Genomic DNA, 18,507 nt, shown 5'->3' on the forward strand with positions numbered 1-18,507 from the left:
TCGCTATGGCGCTGAATGATTTTCACGTTTCTGAACCTTATACGCTTGGTATTGAGCTGGAGATGCAGGTGATCAATCCACCTGGCTACGATTTAAGTCAGGACTCTTCTACGCTGATCGATGCCGTTAAGCCCCAACTTACTGCGGGAGAAATTAAGCACGATATCACCGAAAGTATGCTGGAGATGGCCACGGGCGTCTGCCGCGATATTGACCAGGCGGCGGCCCAACTTTCTGCCATGCAGCACGTTATTTTACAGGCGGCGTCGGAACACCATCTCGGCATTTGCGGCGGCGGTACGCACCCTTTTCAAAAATGGCAGCGTCAGGAGGTCTGTGATAATGAGCGCTATCAACGCACGCTGGAAAATTTCGGCTACTTAATTCAACAGGCGACGGTTTTCGGCCAGCATGTCCACGTCGGCTGCGCGAACGGCGACGATGCGATTTATCTTTTACACGGGCTGTCGCATTTTGTGCCGCACTTTATTGCGCTCTCCGCCGCGTCCCCCTATATGCAAGGATCTGACACCCGTTTTGCCTGCGCGCGCCTGAATATTTTTTCCGCTTTTCCCGATAACGGTCCCATGCCGTGGGTCAGTAACTGGCAAGAGTTTGCCGGACTATTTCGCCGTCTGTCTTACACCACGATGATCGACAGCATCAAAGATTTGCACTGGGATATCCGCCCAAGCCCGGCCTTTGGCACGGTAGAAGTTCGGGTGATGGATACGCCGCTCACCCTTGATCATGCCATCAATATGGCAGGGTTGATTCAGGCGACCGCGCACTGGCTGCTGACCGAGCGTCCCTTTAAACCGCAGGAACAAGACTATCTGTTATATAAATTCAACCGTTTTCAGGCTTGCCGCTATGGTCTGGAGGGCGTGCTAACCGATGTCTATACCGGCGACCGCCGTCGCCTGGCAGATGATACGCTGCGTCTGCTGGACAACGTTACCCCCTCTGCGCGCAAGCTGGGCGCCGACAGCGCCATTGACGCGCTACGTCTGCAGGTGAAAAAAGGTGGTAACGAAGCGCAATATATGCGGGAGTTTATTGCCGACGGCGGATCGCTGATAGGTCTGGTACAAAAACATTGTGAAATCTGGACGGGACAATAGACAGCATATTTGCCTTACCAGGCGATATCCCGGACAATGGCGTTTTAACTTACGTTTAACAAAGCCATGAAACACCCGCTTGAATCATTGATGACCGCTGCCGGTATTTTGCTGATGGCGTTGCTCTCCAGCCTGCTGCTGCCCGCCCCTTCGCTCGGCCTTGCGCTGGCGCAAAAACTGGTCGGGATCTTTCATCTTATGGATCTCAACCAGCTTTATACTTTGTTGTTTTGTTTATGGTTTCTGTTGCTCGGCGCGCTGGAATATTATGTTATTCGCTTTATCTGGCGGCGCTGGTTTTCGCTGGCCGATTAAACATTTCAATGCGTACGGCCATGCTTTTCTTTACGATAAGCGCCTGGCGGCAGGTTGAACGTGCGGGTAAAAATGCGCGTAAAGGTTTGCTGCGAATCAAAACCATACTTGAGACAAATATCATACACCTTCTGGTCGGTGTCGCGCAGGTCGCGCGCCGCCAGTTTTAGCTTCCGTTCACGCACGTAGCGCCCCAGACTCTCCCCTTTGTACTGCATAAAAAGGCGCTGCAGGTGCCACTTGGAATACCCCGCATGACGGGCAATATCATCAATACGTAACGGCTGATTCAAATTATCATCAATCCACTCGACAATCGTGTCGATAACCTGAGCGGAAATGGTCATCGTGCTCTCCCCTCTATCAAACTCGTCAGCGGCTCCCGCACCGCACATTTACGGCAACAGCAATAAGCATAGTAATAACCACATAAATTGTGAGACGGCTTATCGCATGGCCTGCAATATGCTTTTCTACCACTTCATGCGGCAGCTCTTGATTATGAGTGAGTAAGCACTCATTATAAAAAGCAAAGATACGCCGTCAAGGTACTTTTCAAAGGTTGACATTCACCGTTGCGACGCGACAACGGGCATGATTCAATCATGTTTTTCCAGACATAAGGGTAACGTGTAGTGGCTCGTCCGAAGAGTGAAGACAAAAAACAAGCATTACTGGAAGCGGCAACCCAGGCGATAGCGCAATCCGGTATCGCCGCCTCAACGGCGGTGATTGCGCGTAACGCAGGTGTTGCAGAAGGAACATTGTTTCGCTATTTCGCGACCAAAGATGAGCTGATTAACACGTTGTATTTGCATTTAAAGCAGGATCTCTGCCAGTCAATGATAATGGAGCTGGATCGATCCATTACCGATGCCAAAATGATGACCCGTTTTATCTGGAACAGTTACATCAGTTGGGGTCTGAACCATCCCGCGCGCCATCGGGCGATCCGTCAACTGGCCGTCAGCGAAAAGCTCACCAAAGAGACGGAACAACGGGCCGACGATATGTTCCCCGAATTGCGCGATTTATGTCATCGTTCCGTTTTGATGGTGTTTATGTCGGATGAGTACCGCGCCTTCGGCGACGGCCTTTTTCTGGCGCTGGCTGAAACAACAATGGATTTCGCCGCGCGCGATCCCGCTCGCGCTGGCGAATATATTGCGCTGGGATTCGAAGCCATGTGGCGCGCGCTGACTCGCGAGGAGCAATAATGGACGGTCAAACACTGCACGCCTGTGCAAAACGCTTTGCGCTGGAACTGCCTTTTACCGAACACTGCTGGCCTTTCGGCCCACAGTACGATGTGTTTAAAGTCGGCGGCAAAATATTCATGCTTTTCACTGAACATCACTGTCGCCCAGTGGTGAACCTGAAGTCGGATCCCCAAAAATCCCTGGTAAATCAACAAATTTACCCCAGCATTGCGCCTGGCTATCACATGAATAAGAAACACTGGATTTCAGTCTATGCGGGCGAGGATATCACCGTCTCGCTACTCAACGATTTGATAAATGACTCATGGAATCTGGTTGTAGACGGGCTGCCTAAAAGAGAGCAACTGCGCCTGCGACCGCGCTGATGCAATAACCGTTTCCGCATTTTCCTCCCTTATCTTTTTACCGATAACCCGGTACCCTGCTGATACAAAAGGGTACTAAACCAACCAGGAGCATTTATGGATATCGTTTCTGTCGCCTTACAGCGCTACTCCACTAAGGCGTTCGATCCCAGCAAAAAACTGACCGCCGAAGAAGCGGATAAAATAAAAACACTACTACAGTACAGCCCCTCCAGCACCAATTCCCAGCCGTGGCACTTTATTGTCGCCAGTACGGAAGAAGGCAAAGCGCGCGTAGCAAAATCCGCTGCCGGAAACTACACGTTCAACGAACGCAAAATGCTGGACGCCTCCCATGTGGTGGTCTTCTGCGCGAAAACCGCAATGGATGACGCATGGCTTGAGCGCGTCGTCGATCAGGAAGAAGCCGATGGCCGTTTCGCTACGCCGGAAGCTAAAGCGGCAAATGATAAAGGTCGCCGCTTTTTCGCCGATATGCACCGCGTCTCGCTAAAAGATGACCACCAGTGGATGGCGAAACAGGTCTATCTGAACGTCGGCAACTTTCTGCTGGGCGTCGCCGCGATGGGTCTCGACGCCGTCCCCATTGAAGGTTTCGACGCCGAGGTGCTCGACGCTGAATTTGGTCTGAAAGAAAAAGGCTATACCAGTCTGGTCGTGGTGCCGGTCGGCCATCATAGCGTCGAGGATTTCAACGCCGGGCTGCCGAAATCACGTCTGCCGCTTGAAACCACACTGACGGAAGTTTAATCCCCTGCCTAAGCCGGACGCCCGTCCGGCTTTTTTCACCTTTCTGCCAGGTTCCCCAATGATCAATGGCGCGAAGTGCCAGGTTTTACATCGCTAGTGTTAACTTTCTCTTTCAAGCCATTGAAAATAAATAACATTTAAAACTGGCACGCCGTTTGCCATATCTGGATACCCCCTATCTGGATGAAGGAGAAAACGGGTGACACCGGTTTGCGCCTACGATGGCGATATTGTCACCACGGAGTTGGCCCTCCCTGGCGTGTCATCAAAATCGGGCGCTAAACCCAACGTTATAACGGGTTTGATTGCCATCGCTTAACCCTGCCGTTTGCGACAGCCCGGCGAAAGCGGACACCGTTGCCGACAGCGGAAAATCTGCGCCAATCGCGATATCAACCCAGTTTTTATCCTGCGTTTTTCCGTCGCGGCTAAACGTCAGCGCGGTCGATTTAAGGCCGCCGTTCGCCACATACGTATCATCGCCAAACTGACGGCGATAATTAATCTGCGCCCAGGAGTGAATGATGCTGTGGCGAAGATCCAGACGCCAACCAGCGCTACCCACCTGCGAATGGGCGTTTTGGTCGCCAAAACGCATTGATGTACTGGTATTGAGCTTCTCGCTATAGCCATTAACGTGGCTGTAATCCCATGCATATTGCAGCATCGGTCCGGTCGTTAACCACGGCATCATGACAAAATCATAACCGCTGGTTAACCTTGCGCCCCACAGGCGACCGTTGGTTTCGCCCTCTTCCACCCGTCTTAGCGCACCGAGCGTGATACTGCGCTGAATGTTACTGAATTTAGCGGACAAGTAGTGTAAATCGCTATCCAGCCACGCCTGACCGGCGCGCAAATGGCTGAATACGGCGGCCTGAAAACCGCGGGCGTCATAACGATAATTATCGTCAGGATGTTGCTTATCCAGAGAACCGGCTATCAGCCCTCCCAGCAGTACCTGCTCGTTAAGCTGATAATCGACGCCAACCGTCAGATTATTATGATTACCGTTCCCGTCGGCCTCATTATTATCATAACGTTGATATCCCCCGCTGTATCCGCCGAACATGCCCAGCGAACCAACAGGATTTTCCCCCTGGCGAAGCTGCTGATAACGGCTGTCAAGCGTGGTACGACTGCCTTGTGCCATCGACTGAACGCTTTGGTTCAGGTATGTCGCCTGTACTGGCGCGGCAATGATCGACTGGATATATTGCGCAATAATGGTATGGACCTGCGGACCGGGATGTAAATGATCGGCAAACAGATAGTCCTGCGACGCATTAAATCCAGGCATCGCCGAGGAGCACGCCGAAGCGGATACGCCAGGCGGGCAGGCCATACCTACGGTATTTGTCAGACCAAACGCCTGCGGGTTGGCAAGAATTTCCTTAAAGAGGCCGTTGATATCGGCACGGGCTATATTGCCGCCGTGTTGCTCCAGCCCCTTCTCTTCCATCTGATTATAATAATCGGTCAGAGCTGACGCCTGCCCTGCCGCCGTTTCATAGCCCGCCAGCAGTTGCTCAACGAGCAGTTGCTGAATAAACGGATTGCTGCTTACCGTTGCAGCCGCCGCCAGCAACGCCTTGCGGATCGCCTGTTGCCGACTGGCGAAATCAGGCGTAGCTCCCTCCGCCAGCGCATCTAACGCCGCTTTTAGCGCCGGGGGCGCCGCTGCGCCCAGCCCGGCGGTGATTACCGCCTCCAGAAGCATTGGCGTCGCACTAATATCCGGTACGTTTGGCACCACGACCAGCCCGGCGCCGGCATCCAGTAACAGCCCTACCTGCGCCGCCGCGCTAGTGGCGCTATTACCGGCTATTTGCTGTGCCATGGTTGGTTGCGCGATGGCCGCCGCCAGATCGTTTCCGCCGACCCAGTGAATATACAAACCGTTGTGGTCGGCTTTTCCCCCCGTTTTGGCAATCCACTGCCGTACCTGATCCGCGGTATTATCCTGCGGGTTTAATTCCGGGGTCGCCGTCGCGCCGCCGGCGGCATAATTAGAGCCGCCATTGCTGGAAGGGCTTAATTCCAGCCCATATCGTTCGGCCAACTGTTCGTCGTAGAGCTTATTTTGACCACTATCCCAGGTCCAGCGACCGTTATTTCCGGTATCGCTAAGGCTATCGCCAATTACCGTAAGAGAGTCAAACGCACAGGCAGATAATGGCGCGGCCAGCGCCAGCGAGAGTATGCCGTATTTTAGCAGGGTACGCTTTTGGGTCATCCGATGTTCCTTAATGTTATTGTTGATAGGTACGACGGTGCTAATCATTATCCGACAGAGATATTGCAATCGTTTTAAACATTCTGGTTAAAAAGTTTTCATTCATTGTTGACGGACTGGCGCCTGTTCAAAAAGAGGGAACCGCGTAAAATAACGACGTTTATAGGGCGCTGGATAAAATATAGCGTATGGATAACCCCAGTGGCGCTTTTACCCGTCTGTTGCTGATTATGCCTGAAGCGCAGGCGTCCTGATTTGCATAAATGCCATTCAGCAGTCATCATAGACTGCTGTTTATAAAGGAGAGATTATGCAGGAATTGATATCCCAGGTAGAAGATTTAGCGGGAATTGAAATGAATCACACCACGTCGCTGGTGGTGATATTTGGTATTATTTTTCTGACAGCAGTTGTCGTGCATATTATTTTGCACTGGATAGTACTGCGCGCTTTCGAAAAACGTGCCAACGCCAGTTCCCGCCTGTGGCTGCAAATTATTACCCAGAATAAATTATTCCATCGTCTGGCTTTTACGCTGCAAGGCATCATTGTCAATATTCAGGCCGCGCTCTGGCTACAAAAAGGCAGTGAGGCTGCGGATATCCTGACGACCTGCGCGCAGTTATGGATTATGACCTACGCCCTGCTGTCGTTATTTTCTCTGCTGGACGTGATTTTCAATCTATCGCAAAAATGGCCCGCCGCCTCTCAGTTGCCGCTAAAAGGAATATTTCAGGGCATTAAGCTCATCGGCGCTATTATCGTCGGCATTCTGATGATCTCACTGCTGATTGGCCAGTCACCAGCAATTTTAATCAGCGGGCTGGGCGCGATGGCCGCGGTATTAATGCTGGTCTTTAAAGACCCGATTCTTGGCCTGGTTGCCGGTATCCAGCTTTCCGCCAACGATATGCTCAAACTGGGCGACTGGCTGGAGATGCCAAAATATGGCGCAGATGGCGCGGTCATTGATATTGGCTTAACCACGGTAAAAGTACGCAACTGGGATAATACCATCACCACCATTCCCACCTGGTCGCTGGTTTCCGACTCGTTCAAAAACTGGAGCGGCATGTCTGCGTCCGGCGGACGCCGGATTAAACGCAGCATTAATATTGACGCGACCAGTATCCATTTTCTGGATGATGATGAAAAACAGCGGCTGTTAACCGCGCAACTGTTAAAGCCGTACCTTACCAGCCGTCATCAGGAAATCGATGAATGGAATAAACAGCTGGATGCGCCGGAATCAGCCTTAAATCACCGCCGAATGACCAATATCGGGACATTTCGCGCCTATCTGAACGAATATTTACGCCACCATCCGCGCATCCGTAAAGATATGACGCTGATGGTACGCCAACTGGCGCCTGACGATCATGGTTTGCCGATAGAGATCTACGCCTTTACCAATACCGTCGTGTGGCTGGAATATGAGAGCATTCAGGCCGATATTTTCGACCATATTTTTGCCGTGGTGGAAGAGTTCGGCTTGCGTATTCATCAGACGCCGACCGGCAGCGATATTCGCGCGCTGTCAGGGACATTGCGGCATTAATGGATTGCCCGATCGCATGAGCATGGGATCGGGCAAAAAAGTTAATGAGCCTTACGGCGCAAAACTGTAAACGCGATAAACAGGAACACAATCCATACCGGCAGCAAAATCGCCGACAATCGCATATCGTCCATCGTACACATTAACACCAGAATCAGCGCCAGAAACGCAATGCACAAATAGTTTCCGGCGGGATAGAACAGCGCCTTAAATTGCGTCTCGCGCCCTTTACGACGCATCGCCGCGCGAAAACGTAAATGCGCGAGACAGATCATTATCCAGTTTAGCAATAGCGTCGCGACAACCAGCGCCATCAACAGGCTAAACGCTTTTTGCGGCAACAGATAGTTGATCAGCACCACCAGCGAGGTAATCGCTCCGGAAAGTATCAGCGAGTTCACCGGTACGCCGCGATGGCTGACGCGGGTTAAAAATTTCGGCGCGTTGCCTTGTACGGACAGGCCGAACAGCATTCGGCTATTCGAATAAACGCCGCTGTTATACACCGAAAGCGACGCGACCAGGATAACGAAATTCAGCGCCGAAGCCACCACATTACTGTCCAGGTTATGGAAGATCATCACAAAAGGGCTGCTATTGGATTTCACCTCTACCCACGGATAGAGCGCCAGCAACACCACCAGCGAACCAATGTAGAACAGCAAAATACGGTATACCACCTGATTCACCGCTTTCGGGATGCTTTTTTGCGGATCGCGCGCTTCCGCCGCAGTAATGCCGATCAGCTCCAGTCCGCCAAAAGAAAACATAATCACCGCCAGCGACAGAAGCAAACCATGCCAACCGGTAGCGAAGAAACCGTTATAACGCCAGAGGTTATCAATGCTGGCATGTTCGCCGCCGTGGCCGGAGAACAGCAGCCATAGACCAAAACCTATCATGCCGATAATCGCCAGCACTTTAATCAGCGCGAACCAGAATTCCGTTTCGCCATACAGACGAACGTTCACCAGATTCACGGCATTAATGATAATAAAAAACGCCGCCGCCCAAATCCATGTTGGTACGTCAGGCAGCCAGTACTGCATATAGATGCCCGCCGCGGTCAGCTCCGCCATCCCGACCAGCACAAACATGACCCAATAGTTCCAGCCCGACAAAAAGCCCGCAAACGGCCCCCAATATTTCCAGGCGAAGTGGGCAAACGATCCGGAAACCGGCTCTTCCACGACCATTTCACCCAACTGGCGCATAATGAGAAAAGCGATAATCCCGGCAACGCCATAGCCCAACAAAACAGCCGGCCCCGCCATTTGAATCGCCGGGCCGATGCCCAGAAACAGTCCGGTGCCAATGGCGCCGCCCAGGGCGATTAGCTGAATATGGCGGTTTTGCAACCCCCGTTGAAGCGTCGGTTCATTCTTCGACGCGGCATCCGACACGCTGGCGCCGGATGCAGTTGACGCGTTTTTCACGTCCTACCCCTGTATCGTTTTTATTGAGGGGCACCTTTTAACATTTCGCTCTCGCTGCCGCAAGGCGCAATCGTTTGTCAAGGCTCAACTCCGGACGTTAACGTTATCGTGTAAAAAAAGATGTCGCGGGCAGTAAAAAGAAAAGAGTGCGCGCCGATATAGAACGTTACGGGTGACAGACGCCGAGTATAAAATATGTGAATAACTCTGGACGAAAAGTACGACACCCTACAGAATACATTTAGTATTTTTTCAGTATTTTCAAAAAGGTGAATCAGACCTGGTATCTGTTATCCGTTTTTGAGCCACGCCAGGCATCAACGTCATGAATAAGATCATCAAACGTTTAGAGATCATCAAAAGCGCCATCGAACTTGAGGACGAAGAGATTATCCGTCAGCAGCTCATCTACCTGAAAAATGAGCCGCAGGATGCCGTAATCAGCGCGATTGCCCATGCGATTGAAGCTCGTCGATTCAGTGACGCCATGCAAGAGATCGCCGCCTGGCTACAGGCTCAACGGGCGCTCTCGACGTGGCAAGATCCCTCTATTGCCGCCAGTAAACTGGAGCTGAAAGCGCTTGAAGCCCAACTTCGCGATCTGATTGACAAACGAAATGCGCGGGTACAAATCCTCGACGATTTCAACGACCTCTATCATCTGCGCCTCGGGCCGTTGATGAGCCGTATTCTGGAGTTGCGTAAACAGCTCGCGGTGAGTATGCAGCGTAAGCAAGAGGCCGAAATAAAACGCCGGGAAAAGGATTATCAATCCTGCCTGCAATTTATTTCCCAGGCCGTGGATCAACTGGCAACGCTAAAACAGCAGTGGACAGGATTGAATGCCGCCTCGCGCGAAGCGGTGGGCATCCGTCAGCGAATCCAGCAGCAGACGGAATTAATTACCGCGTTGCTGGCGGAAATTCGCGAGCTGGAAGCGGATTTTTCCCATCAGGACGACAGCGCATTCCGCCAGGCGCAGGAAAATGCGGAACAGGACTATCACCAGTACCGGGAGCAGCAGCAGGAAGCGCAATTCCGCTACGCCCGCGATCAACGTTTGTCGGCAGACGAACGCAGTGAATTAAAACGTTTGTGGCGTCAGGCCAGCCGCCTGTGTCACCCGGATGTGGTCGCCGATGAATTGAAAGAAAAAGCGCACCAGATGATGGTACAGCTTAATCAGGCGCGGCAGAATGCCGATCTGGCGGCAATTCGCGCGTTATTGACGCAGCTGCAAAGCGGTCTGGAACCGATGATGGCAAGCGACAGGCTAAATAACCTGGAACATCTGCGCCATAAAATACGCCAGCTCCGCACGCAAATCGACGCGCTGTTGAAAGAGATAACGCAACTGGAAACGGAAAATGCCTGGCGGCTCGCCTCTTCCGTTGCGGATAAGGAAGCCTATTTCTCCGAGCAGGAACGGGCGCTAACCGAAATTCGCAATACGCTGGAGGCGCAGGTTCAACAGGTGGAACAGGAACTTCTGTCAGGGTAGTCCATCATTCATCAACACATTGTCGGATGGCGCAAGCGCCACCCGACGAATCGCGGCATAAAGAGGGTAAGAGGGTAAGAGGGTAAGAGGGTCGCTACTGTCGCTGTAAAAGTAACGAACGGGCGGAGTCCGCCATGATCATCACCGCACCTGCCAGCATTAACGTATCTTTTAATACCAGCCGTCCGGCGCCCGATAAATACGGAAAACCATAATGCGCATCGCCCAGCGGCATAACCCAGGCCTCCGGCGTAGTGATTAAAAACGATAGCGTGACAAATGGCGTCAGGAATGCCAGCACGCCGCCTGCCAGCCCTAACCAGCGGCTGACAGGGTTAGCCAGTACCAGCGCCGCGATAATCAATTCCACCACGCCCAGACCATCCGAAAACGCATACGTATTATTGGCCGTTTGCCAGGCGCGTTCCTCCGGTTTTAGTTCGCCCTCATGAGTCAGATGCTGACGATATTCTTCAGGATGTTCATAGAAAAAAGACATAAACGGGCTGTTCGCCACAAACGGGGTAATACTGTCTGCCTCATAGGGCACAAATTTTAGTAGTCCAATCCAGATAAAAACGATGGCGATACTCAGGCGAATTAATGTTAATCCCAGCCGATCCCCCTGGCTTAACAGACGAAGATATTTATCCATCTCAGGCTCTCCTTATTTATATAATATCGCAGTGGCGTAACCCGTATTATCAATACGCATGGACGTAATTTTCCATGACGACGCCTGTTTACTTTGCGCCAGTCTGGCAATAGCGTCTTCAAGCATTGACGGCGTTGCTGACACCGCAGAAACGCTGATATATTCAACGTCAGTTAGCGGCTGGGCGGAGGCGGAAAACGCCAGCGGCGCAGCCAATAATGAAGCAATAAGCGTGGTAATTTTTAACATCGAGATTTCCAGTCGTGGGTTATTTCAATGGTGTTATAATACGTTATGCCTGACTAAAGCCTTTTCTTTCAGACGCCAGCATATTTGTCCTGGCGTATTTTTATAGCCTGACAGGCAAAAAAAAGCCCTGATTAACAGGGCTACGTTATTTATGTTTTACTTAATGAGAGAGAAGAGATCGTTTAAAGACTCACTCATTGTAGGATGGGTAAATATCTGGTCGCGTAACACCGTATAAGGTAAATCTGCATCCATAACGGTTTTAACGATATTAATCATTTCATGAGAATCGACGCATAACAATGACACCCCTACAATACGCTGCGTATTCACGTCCACTACCGCTTTTAGTACGCCACGAGTATCGTTCATAACACGGGCGCGAGGGATCGCCGCCACCGGTAATGTCACCACCTGCACCGTTGCGCCGCTTGCCCGCGCTTGTTCTTCCGTCAGCCCGACACGAGAGAGCGGCGGCGTCATAAAGACGGAATACGGAACATTCTGGCGATCGCGGGTACTGCGTTTGCCATCTCCCAATAACCCGTCGCGTACAATACGAAAATCATCCAGTGAAATATAGGTAAACTGCAACCCACCGGTAACGTCGCCCATCGCCCAGATATTGTCCGCCGTGGTACGCAGGTAATCATCCACGATGATCCCGCCGCGTTCGTTCACCTCCACGCCGGCGTTCTGCAACTGTAAACCAGCCGTCGCCGGTTTTCGCCCCGACGCCACCAGCAGGGCATCCACAAGATGCGCGCCTTCCGGCGTTTCTACTTGTACCGCGCCCTCCTTTGAGGATACGGCCTGTACGTTGGCGTTTAAAATCAGCTCGACGCCCTTTTCCTGTAAAATACGGGTAATTGCCTGCGCGATATCCCGATCTTCACGAGGCAGGAATTGCGGCGCTGCTTCAAAGATAGTGACCTTCGTACCGAAGTTGGCGAACATTGAGGCAAATTCAAGGCCAATATAACCACCGCCTAAAATCCCCAGGCGCGCCGGACGCTGGCTCAGGCTGAGTAGTCCGGTGCTATCGAACACCCCTGCCGTCGTTGTTAAGCCCGTAATAGCCGGGATCACCGACTCTGCGCCAGTATTAATGAAGATCTTTTCTCCCCGTAACACCCGCTCGCCGTCCGCCTGAAATACCCGTAAGGTATGGTTATCAATAAACTCCGCCCTTCCCTCAATCACATCGACATTGTCCAGGTCGGCAAGATTATGAAAATTTTTGTCGCGTAAAAAATTTACGACCGCCGCTTTGCGTTGCATGGCGACAGAAAAATCGCCCTCACGTTCCGCGTCATGCACCAGCGTTTTCGTTGGAATACAGCCAATGTTGATGCAGGTTCCGCCGAACATACTGGCGGACTGTTCGATAATCGCCACGCGCCATCCCGTCTTCGCCAGAGTTGCCGCCAACGTTTTTCCTGCCTTGCCAAAACCAATAATGAGCGCCTGATACTGTGTCATCTTCTTTCTCCGCCAAATCACCATCTGTTTGTCAGGACAAGTATAAATAACGTCAAAAAAAACAGGGTTATCCGCAACGCGTCATTTTTTGTCTTATCGTCTAAATTGGCGGTTAGCAAAAACAAGAGTAGAAATGACATTGAGTCCGAAATATAGTGATCAGAGACAGAAATGGTTATCCCTATTTTTGAAAAAGAATCTGTTCTGGAGTCTATATGGATGCGCTTAGTCGGCTATTGACGCTTAACGCCCCTCAGGGCTCAATCGACAAGAATTGCCCGTTAGGCGGCGACTGGCAGTTGCCGCACGCCGCTGGCGAGCTATCGGTGATTCGCTGGCATACCGTTACGCAGGGCGAAGCGCAACTGGAAATGCCTACCGGCGACGCCATGACGCTTACGCCGGGAAAGGTGGTGATTCTGCCGCAAAACTCCGCCCACCGTTTGCGCCAGTCTGGCGAATCACCGACACATATCGTGTGCGGTAGTCTACGTCTGCACACGACGTCACGTTATTTCCTTACCGCGTTGCCGGAAGTGTTATGTCTTGCCCCGCCGCCGCATAGCCCCGCCAGTATCTGGATTAACGCCGCCATTTTGCTGTTACAGCAGGAGTCAGAACGCCATTTACCTGGCGCTGATGTCTTATACAGTCAGCAGTGCGCCACGCTGTTTACCCTCGCCGTTCGCGACTGGCTATTGCAGGCTGGCACGGCGAAAAGCGTGCTCAATTTATTGCTGCATCCCCGGCTGGGCCGCGTGATCCTTCACATGCTGGAAACACCGGCGCATCCCTGGACGGTCGAAACGCTGGCGCAACGGGTACACATGTCGCGGGCGAGCTTCGCCCAGCTATTTCGCGACGTGTCCGCTACAACGCCCTTAGCCGTGTTAACAACGCTGCGCCTGCAAATCGCCGCCCAGACCCTGTCGCGTGAAGCGCTGCCGGTGATGGTGATTGCCGAGTCGGTAGGTTATGCGAGCGAATCTTCTTTTCACAAAGCGTTTGTCCGTGAATTCGGTTGTACACCAGGCGAGTACCGCAAACGGGTCAGCGCGCTCGGACGATAAACGTAGGCTGAACCCGCCTACAGTTTGACGCCGCAGGCGGGCGACACACGTTATGCCGCAAGGCGACGGTGCCTGCGCAGCCACATCAGCTTGTAGGCTGCCGGAATGATGAACAGCGACAGCAACGGCGCGGTAATCATGCCGCCAATCATCGGCGCGGCAATACGGCTCATCACCTCAGAACCCGCGCCGGTCCCCCATAAAACAGGCAGCAGACCGGCGATAATCACCGCTACCGTCATGGTTTTTGACCGCACCCGGAGCACCGCCCCGTGGTAAAGCGCCTCATCGAGTTTTTCTGCCGAAAAGGTGTTGGGAGCTTGCGCTTTGAAGGCCGCGCCTGCTGGATCACAGGCGATCCCATCATGCTGCGCAGAGCTATCAGTAATTTACTTTCTAATGCGATGCGCTATACGCCGCCAGGTAAAACCATTACTCTTCGGATAAAAGAAGCGGACGACCAGATACATATTATTGTTGAAAACCCCGGTACGCCAATCGCGCCGGAACATTTGCCGCGCCTTTTCGATCGTTTTTATCGGGTTGATCCCTACCGCCAGCGTAAAGGGGAAGGCAGCGGTATAGGCCTGGCAATTGTAAAATCCATCGTCATTGCGCATCAGGGAAAAGTTTCTGTCACCTCCGATACGCGCGCTACTCGTTTTATTTTGACATTACCCAAACACCTCCGTTGAACTGTAGCGATAGTGAAAGGCGCTATCACTAGCCAGCAAAATACTCTGACATCATCGTCATTATCCCGTCACGCGCCAGACCCAACGACTGTTTTATTATTTCTCTTATTAACCCACACCGGAGAAATAAGATAAATAAGATTACATCCCTTTTAGCTGTCGTTTTTTTATTTCAGCTGGCGTAAAAGCCGCAGAGAAAATGGAATCCCGCCAATTATCCGCCACCGCGCATGAGATGATGAATAACGGTGACGCCTTCGCGCACCAGCAAATGGCTCAGACACAGAAACTCAGCGCCCCGACTCCTGTGGAAAATGCGACACCCTTTTCTGAAATGGACGACTATGAAAAAGCAATGGTCATCCATCAATCGATGAATAATGCCCATTCTTTCGCCCATGAGATCCAGGCTGAGGAGCACCATAAACAGATTAAACACAATTAGTTATTTGCATATTAGCGTCACGTACTGCGGATGGCACAACGTCGCCCCCGCAGAAGCTTACGGATTAACATAATTTTGAGAGGTTAAATGGCGCGCCCTGCAGGATTCGAACCTGCGACCCACGGCTTAGATGTTCCTGGAACTACCTGAGCTAACAACAAGTTATCCCATTACCACGGCGCTCACTCGCCCCATCTTCGAAAAACATGCAAAGCTTTGCAAGCCGATGCAAAGCTTTGTGTGTACCGTTTTTGTCCCAACCCACTCAGCAATCAGTAGCCTCAATTGATCGGTAACAACGATCAATTAATAACATAACAATAAGTTTAAACTATCAAATATCACATTATTGATCGTTTATATCGATCAAATCAATTTGTAGTGCTACACTCCAGACCTTTCCGAATCCGCTGATTTTCATAATGTTGAAGTTATTCGCTAAGTACACATCGATCGGTGTTCTTAACACGCTTATTCATTGGGGCGTATTTGCTTTTTGTGTGTATGGGATGCATACGCATCAGGCGCTGGCGAACTTTTCCGGTTTTGTTATCGCCGTATCGTTCAGCTTCTATGCCAATGCGCGCTTCACCTTTAACGCCAGCACCACCACGCTTCGCTACATGATGTACGTGGGATTTATGGGAACACTGAGCGCTGTTGTTGGCTGGATGGCTGACAAATGCTCCTTGCCACCACTCCTTACTCTTATCACCTTTTCAGCTATCAGCCTGATATGCGGATTCATTTATTCAAAGTTCATTGTCTTTAGGGATGCGAAATGAAAATCTCTCTTGTCGTTCCAGTTTTTAATGAAGAAGACACGATACCGATTTTCTATAAAACGGTACGTGAGTTTAATGAACTAAAAGAATATGAAGTGGAGATCGTTTTTATTAATGACGGAAGCAAAGATGCAACTGAATCAATAATTAACAAAATAGCTGCATCTGATCCGCTCGTTATTCCGCTTTCGTTTACGCGAAACTTCGGTAAAGAACCTGCTCTTTTCGCGGGGCTCGACCACGCAACCGGGGATGCGGTCATTCCTATTGATGTCGATTTACAGGATCCGATAGAAGTAATCCCCCATCTCATTGAGAAGTGGCAGGCTGGCGCAGATATGGTGCTGGCTAAGCGCTCAGACCGCTCAACTGACGGGCGCATGAAGCGTAAGACAGCTGAATGGTTTTATAAGCTGCACAATAAAATCAGCAATCCGAAAATTGAAGAGAACGTCGGTGATTTCCGGTTAATGAGCCGTGAAGTTGTCGAAAATATTAAACAGATGCCAGAACGTAATCTGTTTATGAAAGGCGTTCTGTCATGGGTGGGCGGCAAGACTGATGTAGTTGAATACGCCCGCGCTGAGCGTGTTGCCGGCGATTCAAAATTCAATGGCTGGAAATTATGGAATCTGGCGCTGGAAGGAATAACTTCTTTCTCAACATTTCCGCTCCGCATATGGACTTACATTGGATTGTTTATTGCAGGTATGTCATTCCTTTACGGTGCATGGATGATTATTGATAAATTAATATTTGGAAATAATGTTCCTGGCTACCCGTCTCTTCTTGTTTCTGTACTTTTTCTGGGTGGCGTTCAATTGATAGGAATAGGTATTCTTGGGGAATATATTGGCAGGATTTACATAGAAACAAAAAAAAGGCCTAAGTACATAATTAAGAATGAGAAGAAAAATGGTTAACAATAGATTAAAAATGGTAATCGCTATCCTTATAGTTTTCTCGTTGGTGTATTCAATAGGATTTATCACACCAATGAACTCTGATGACTATACTTATGCCCTAAGAGAGCTTTCGCTTTCTAGCGTAAAAATGCACTATTTGGGATGGAGCGGAAGGGTTGTGTCAGATACGATCAGCACATCTCTATTAAAGTTTTTCTCCCCGCATATTTACAATGCAATAAACTCAGCAGCGCTAACATTAATGGTGTTGTGCTGGACAATGATCCCAGCTACATTAACAAAGTCGTCACCGTCCCCATATGTGATGATTTTCTTATTTTTCTTATACTTCGTTGCAAATCCAGCCCTCGGTCAAACTAACTTCTGGCTTGTTGGGTCAGCAAATTACTTATGGACCAACATGTTCATTGCCATTTATATACTAATTTCTATATATTTAAGCAATGGTAAAAAATCCAATTTAATACTCTTTGTATATGCCATATCATCGATATTTGCAGGTTGCTCAAATGAAAATACATCTCTTGTAGTTGTATTAATTTCTGTAGCATATTTCTTTATAATGAATAGAAATAAATATTTACTGATTGGCGTATTCGGATCTGCAATAGGCGCGGGGGTTCTCCTGCTGGCTCCGGGAAACCTATCCCGTGCGTCTACAATACAAGACTGGTACAATCAACCACTTGCATGGAGGGTTCTTGAGCACTTTTCAGAAAGGCTGCCATCAGCAATGGGGGCATATTGGCAGGTCTATATTGCATTTATAATACTACTAATCTCTGTAGTGTTATCAAGGAATAGTAGCAGCAAACTTATGTTTGGAAGCTTTTTATTCATGCTGGGTGCAATTGCTGCAAATGTTGCGTTCCTTGCATCTCCTGCAATGCCCAGCAGGGCTCTCAATGGAGCACTCTGCTTTATGATTCTTTCGATTTCCTTTGTTGCTCATTCTGCATTTACGAAATTTAACAAGGCTTCCATTTATTTATCTGTTACTACATATGCAATGGCTTTTTTATATTTCATCCCATCATACATCCTCTATTACTCATCAATTAAATCAATAAGCAAACAAACGGAGATTAGGGAAGAAATAATAGACAGGGCGAAACATAACAAACAAGATCAAGCGATAATTCCTGATTATTACTTTCCACCGGTACTGCATGCAGGCCCAAGTCTTGATACGTTTAACAGTGAAGCAATGTCTAGATACTACGGGATTGATTTGAAAATAACTGCTCCAGGATTTTTCGACTATTCACGAGCCTTTAATTTCAAGCCTCTTAATATTAACGCAAAAATATGTAACAACGTTTATATAAAATCATTATGGATATATAAACAGCAAATGGGCATTAAAACCTTTGTAATATTTGAGTTTAATAAAAATCCTGCTGATTCTCTTGATGAGAATACAGCGATGTTCATTAGCTTTAAAACAAAGGATGGAAAAATTATAAATGCAGATGTCGACAAGAAGACATTCCAAATAGACGGAAGATGGCTTTCCGGGCGGGCGATTAACGGCATAGATTCAAATGAATTAGAATCAATTACATCTGGGACATGGGACGTTAGAACAGGGGCGAGGACAAATGAGAATATTACGGAAATAATTAAATAACATTCATGTATAATTAATGTTCCCCGCCACCAATGGGTAACGGGCGGCGGGGATTCCTACATATC

18 protein-coding genes and 2 pseudogenes are annotated in these 18,507 nt (G+C 49.8%); 13 read left to right on the forward strand and 7 right to left on the reverse strand.

Annotated features, from left to right (window positions below):
• Positions 1-5 precede the first annotated feature (5 nt).
• Together ACH0WD_RS05320 and ACH0WD_RS05325 are read left to right on the forward strand one after the other, a co-directional pair.
• On the forward strand, positions 6-1,124 hold the full coding sequence (locus ACH0WD_RS05320) for a YbdK family carboxylate-amine ligase (protein ID WP_001196911.1): 1,119 nt from the start codon (positions 6-8) through the stop codon (positions 1,122-1,124).
• 66 nt (positions 1,125-1,190) lie between these two features.
• Entirely contained in the window at positions 1,191-1,439 is a 249-nt protein-coding gene (locus ACH0WD_RS05325; RefSeq protein ID WP_000682497.1) for a DUF1158 family protein, read from the forward strand.
• A gap of 5 nt (positions 1,440-1,444) precedes the next feature.
• Here ACH0WD_RS05325 and ACH0WD_RS05330 read toward each other — a convergent pair whose 3' ends face one another.
• Positions 1,445-1,786, reverse strand: a complete 342-nt coding sequence (locus tag ACH0WD_RS05330) for a RamA family antibiotic efflux transcriptional regulator (RefSeq protein WP_000155633.1) — start codon at positions 1,784-1,786, stop codon at positions 1,445-1,447.
• 288 nt (positions 1,787-2,074) lie between these two features.
• Between ACH0WD_RS05330 and ACH0WD_RS05335 the strand changes: the two genes are divergently transcribed.
• From ACH0WD_RS05335 to nfsB, 3 genes are all read left to right on the forward strand, one after another.
• Entirely contained in the window at positions 2,075-2,656 is a 582-nt protein-coding gene (locus ACH0WD_RS05335; protein ID WP_000113609.1) for a TetR/AcrR family transcriptional regulator, read from the forward strand.
• Complete coding sequence (locus tag ACH0WD_RS05340; protein ID WP_000348989.1) at positions 2,656-3,024, forward strand: MmcQ/YjbR family DNA-binding protein; 369 nt, start codon at positions 2,656-2,658, stop codon at positions 3,022-3,024. Before ACH0WD_RS05335 ends, ACH0WD_RS05340 begins: the two co-directional genes overlap by 1 nt.
• Before the next feature lie 96 nt (positions 3,025-3,120).
• Positions 3,121-3,774: an oxygen-insensitive NAD(P)H nitroreductase gene (nfsB, locus tag ACH0WD_RS05345; RefSeq protein ID WP_000355882.1), complete on the forward strand. Its 654-nt coding sequence runs from the start codon at positions 3,121-3,123 to the stop codon at positions 3,772-3,774.
• Between the two features lie 265 nt (positions 3,775-4,039).
• Here nfsB and ACH0WD_RS05350 read toward each other — a convergent pair whose 3' ends face one another.
• The gene (locus tag ACH0WD_RS05350; protein ID WP_000192435.1) at positions 4,040-6,010 is read right to left on the reverse strand and encodes an autotransporter domain-containing esterase; all 1,971 of its coding nucleotides are present in this window, start codon (positions 6,008-6,010) and stop codon (positions 4,040-4,042) included.
• Positions 6,011-6,320: 310 nt separating this feature from the next.
• On the opposite strand from ACH0WD_RS05350, the gene ACH0WD_RS05355 reads away from it, so the two are divergent.
• Complete coding sequence (locus ACH0WD_RS05355; protein WP_001156965.1) at positions 6,321-7,568, forward strand: mechanosensitive ion channel family protein; 1,248 nt, start codon at positions 6,321-6,323, stop codon at positions 7,566-7,568.
• A 41-nt stretch (positions 7,569-7,609) separates the two neighbouring features.
• On the opposite strand, the gene pheP is transcribed toward ACH0WD_RS05355, so the two are convergent.
• Complete coding sequence (gene pheP, locus ACH0WD_RS05360; RefSeq protein WP_000786283.1) at positions 7,610-9,004, reverse strand: phenylalanine transporter; 1,395 nt, start codon at positions 9,002-9,004, stop codon at positions 7,610-7,612.
• A 325-nt stretch (positions 9,005-9,329) separates the two neighbouring features.
• On the opposite strand from pheP, the gene ACH0WD_RS05365 reads away from it, so the two are divergent.
• Positions 9,330-10,505, forward strand: a complete 1,176-nt coding sequence (locus ACH0WD_RS05365) for a DnaJ family molecular chaperone (protein ID WP_001033450.1) — start codon at positions 9,330-9,332, stop codon at positions 10,503-10,505.
• 94 nt (positions 10,506-10,599) lie between these two features.
• Here the strand turns inward: ACH0WD_RS05365 and rclC are convergent, their stop codons facing one another.
• From rclC to rclA, 3 genes are all read right to left on the reverse strand, one after another.
• Positions 10,600-11,160 (reverse strand): reactive chlorine resistance membrane protein RclC, encoded by a 561-nt coding sequence (gene rclC, locus ACH0WD_RS05370; RefSeq protein WP_000362177.1) that lies wholly within the window; start codon positions 11,158-11,160, stop codon positions 10,600-10,602.
• A 12-nt stretch (positions 11,161-11,172) separates the two neighbouring features.
• Positions 11,173-11,409 (reverse strand): reactive chlorine resistance periplasmic protein RclB, encoded by a 237-nt coding sequence (gene rclB / locus ACH0WD_RS05375; RefSeq protein ID WP_000913122.1) that lies wholly within the window; start codon positions 11,407-11,409, stop codon positions 11,173-11,175.
• A gap of 156 nt (positions 11,410-11,565) precedes the next feature.
• Entirely contained in the window at positions 11,566-12,891 is a 1,326-nt protein-coding gene (gene rclA, locus ACH0WD_RS05380) for a reactive chlorine resistance oxidoreductase RclA (RefSeq protein WP_000195931.1), read from the reverse strand.
• Between the two features lie 215 nt (positions 12,892-13,106).
• On the opposite strand from rclA, the gene rclR reads away from it, so the two are divergent.
• Entirely contained in the window at positions 13,107-13,961 is an 855-nt protein-coding gene (gene rclR / locus ACH0WD_RS05385; RefSeq protein WP_000339631.1) for a reactive chlorine-specific transcriptional regulator RclR, read from the forward strand.
• A gap of 50 nt (positions 13,962-14,011) precedes the next feature.
• On the opposite strand, the pseudogene ACH0WD_RS05390 reads toward rclR, so the two are convergent.
• Positions 14,012-14,278: pseudogene (locus tag ACH0WD_RS05390) on the reverse strand (efflux RND transporter permease subunit); the annotation flags it as partial.
• 3 nt (positions 14,279-14,281) lie between these two features.
• On the opposite strand from ACH0WD_RS05390, the pseudogene ACH0WD_RS05395 reads away from it, so the two are divergent.
• From ACH0WD_RS05395 to ACH0WD_RS05415, 5 genes and pseudogenes are all read left to right on the forward strand, one after another.
• Positions 14,282-14,656 (forward strand): annotated as a pseudogene (locus tag ACH0WD_RS05395) (ATP-binding protein); the annotation flags it as partial.
• A 199-nt stretch (positions 14,657-14,855) separates the two neighbouring features.
• The gene (locus tag ACH0WD_RS05400) at positions 14,856-15,101 is read left to right on the forward strand and encodes a hypothetical protein (protein WP_000445902.1); all 246 of its coding nucleotides are present in this window, start codon (positions 14,856-14,858) and stop codon (positions 15,099-15,101) included.
• 422 nt (positions 15,102-15,523) lie between these two features.
• The gene (locus ACH0WD_RS05405) at positions 15,524-15,886 is read left to right on the forward strand and encodes a GtrA family protein (protein ID WP_000915520.1); all 363 of its coding nucleotides are present in this window, start codon (positions 15,524-15,526) and stop codon (positions 15,884-15,886) included.
• Positions 15,883-16,809 carry a glycosyltransferase family 2 protein gene (locus ACH0WD_RS05410; protein ID WP_000703645.1) on the forward strand — a complete coding sequence of 309 codons (927 nt, stop codon included), beginning with the start codon at positions 15,883-15,885 and terminating at the stop codon, positions 16,807-16,809. The genes ACH0WD_RS05405 and ACH0WD_RS05410 overlap by 4 nt, the downstream gene beginning before the upstream one ends.
• Positions 16,790-18,442: a DUF6056 family protein gene (locus tag ACH0WD_RS05415; protein ID WP_010988978.1), complete on the forward strand. Its 1,653-nt coding sequence runs from the start codon at positions 16,790-16,792 to the stop codon at positions 18,440-18,442. The genes ACH0WD_RS05410 and ACH0WD_RS05415 overlap by 20 nt, the downstream gene beginning before the upstream one ends.
• Positions 18,443-18,507 lie beyond the last annotated feature (65 nt).

The organism is Salmonella sp. 2020_1395, from assembly GCF_043848115.1.
In the GTDB taxonomy this organism is placed as follows: domain Bacteria; phylum Pseudomonadota; class Gammaproteobacteria; order Enterobacterales; family Enterobacteriaceae; genus Salmonella; species Salmonella enterica.

What these genes read in the sequence shown, in the direction of transcription:
- ACH0WD_RS05355 (WP_001156965.1), top strand. Translation starts at nt 6,321, where the DNA reads ATGCAGGAATTGATATCCCAGGTAGAAGATTTAGCGGGAATTGAAATG.
- rclR (WP_000339631.1), top strand. Translation starts at nt 13,107, where the DNA reads ATGGATGCGCTTAGTCGGCTATTGACGCTTAACGCCCCTCAGGGCTCA.
- ACH0WD_RS05405 (WP_000915520.1), top strand. Translation starts at nt 15,524, where the DNA reads ATGTTGAAGTTATTCGCTAAGTACACATCGATCGGTGTTCTTAACACG.
- ACH0WD_RS05400 (WP_000445902.1), top strand. Translation starts at nt 14,856, where the DNA reads ATGGAATCCCGCCAATTATCCGCCACCGCGCATGAGATGATGAATAAC.
- ACH0WD_RS05330 (WP_000155633.1), bottom strand. Translation starts at nt 1,786, where the DNA reads ATGACCATTTCCGCTCAGGTTATCGACACGATTGTCGAGTGGATTGAT.
- ACH0WD_RS05350 (WP_000192435.1), bottom strand. Translation starts at nt 6,010, where the DNA reads ATGACCCAAAAGCGTACCCTGCTAAAATACGGCATACTCTCGCTGGCG.
- ACH0WD_RS05415 (WP_010988978.1), top strand. Translation starts at nt 16,790, where the DNA reads ATGAGAAGAAAAATGGTTAACAATAGATTAAAAATGGTAATCGCTATC.
- ACH0WD_RS05410 (WP_000703645.1), top strand. Translation starts at nt 15,883, where the DNA reads ATGAAAATCTCTCTTGTCGTTCCAGTTTTTAATGAAGAAGACACGATA.
- rclB (WP_000913122.1), bottom strand. Translation starts at nt 11,409, where the DNA reads ATGTTAAAAATTACCACGCTTATTGCTTCATTATTGGCTGCGCCGCTG.
- ACH0WD_RS05325 (WP_000682497.1), top strand. Translation starts at nt 1,191, where the DNA reads ATGAAACACCCGCTTGAATCATTGATGACCGCTGCCGGTATTTTGCTG.
- ACH0WD_RS05340 (WP_000348989.1), top strand. Translation starts at nt 2,656, where the DNA reads ATGGACGGTCAAACACTGCACGCCTGTGCAAAACGCTTTGCGCTGGAA.
- rclC (WP_000362177.1), bottom strand. Translation starts at nt 11,160, where the DNA reads ATGGATAAATATCTTCGTCTGTTAAGCCAGGGGGATCGGCTGGGATTA.
- ACH0WD_RS05320 (WP_001196911.1), top strand. Translation starts at nt 6, where the DNA reads ATGGCGCTGAATGATTTTCACGTTTCTGAACCTTATACGCTTGGTATT.
- ACH0WD_RS05365 (WP_001033450.1), top strand. Translation starts at nt 9,330, where the DNA reads ATGAATAAGATCATCAAACGTTTAGAGATCATCAAAAGCGCCATCGAA.
- nfsB (WP_000355882.1), top strand. Translation starts at nt 3,121, where the DNA reads ATGGATATCGTTTCTGTCGCCTTACAGCGCTACTCCACTAAGGCGTTC.
- rclA (WP_000195931.1), bottom strand. Translation starts at nt 12,891, where the DNA reads ATGACACAGTATCAGGCGCTCATTATTGGTTTTGGCAAGGCAGGAAAA.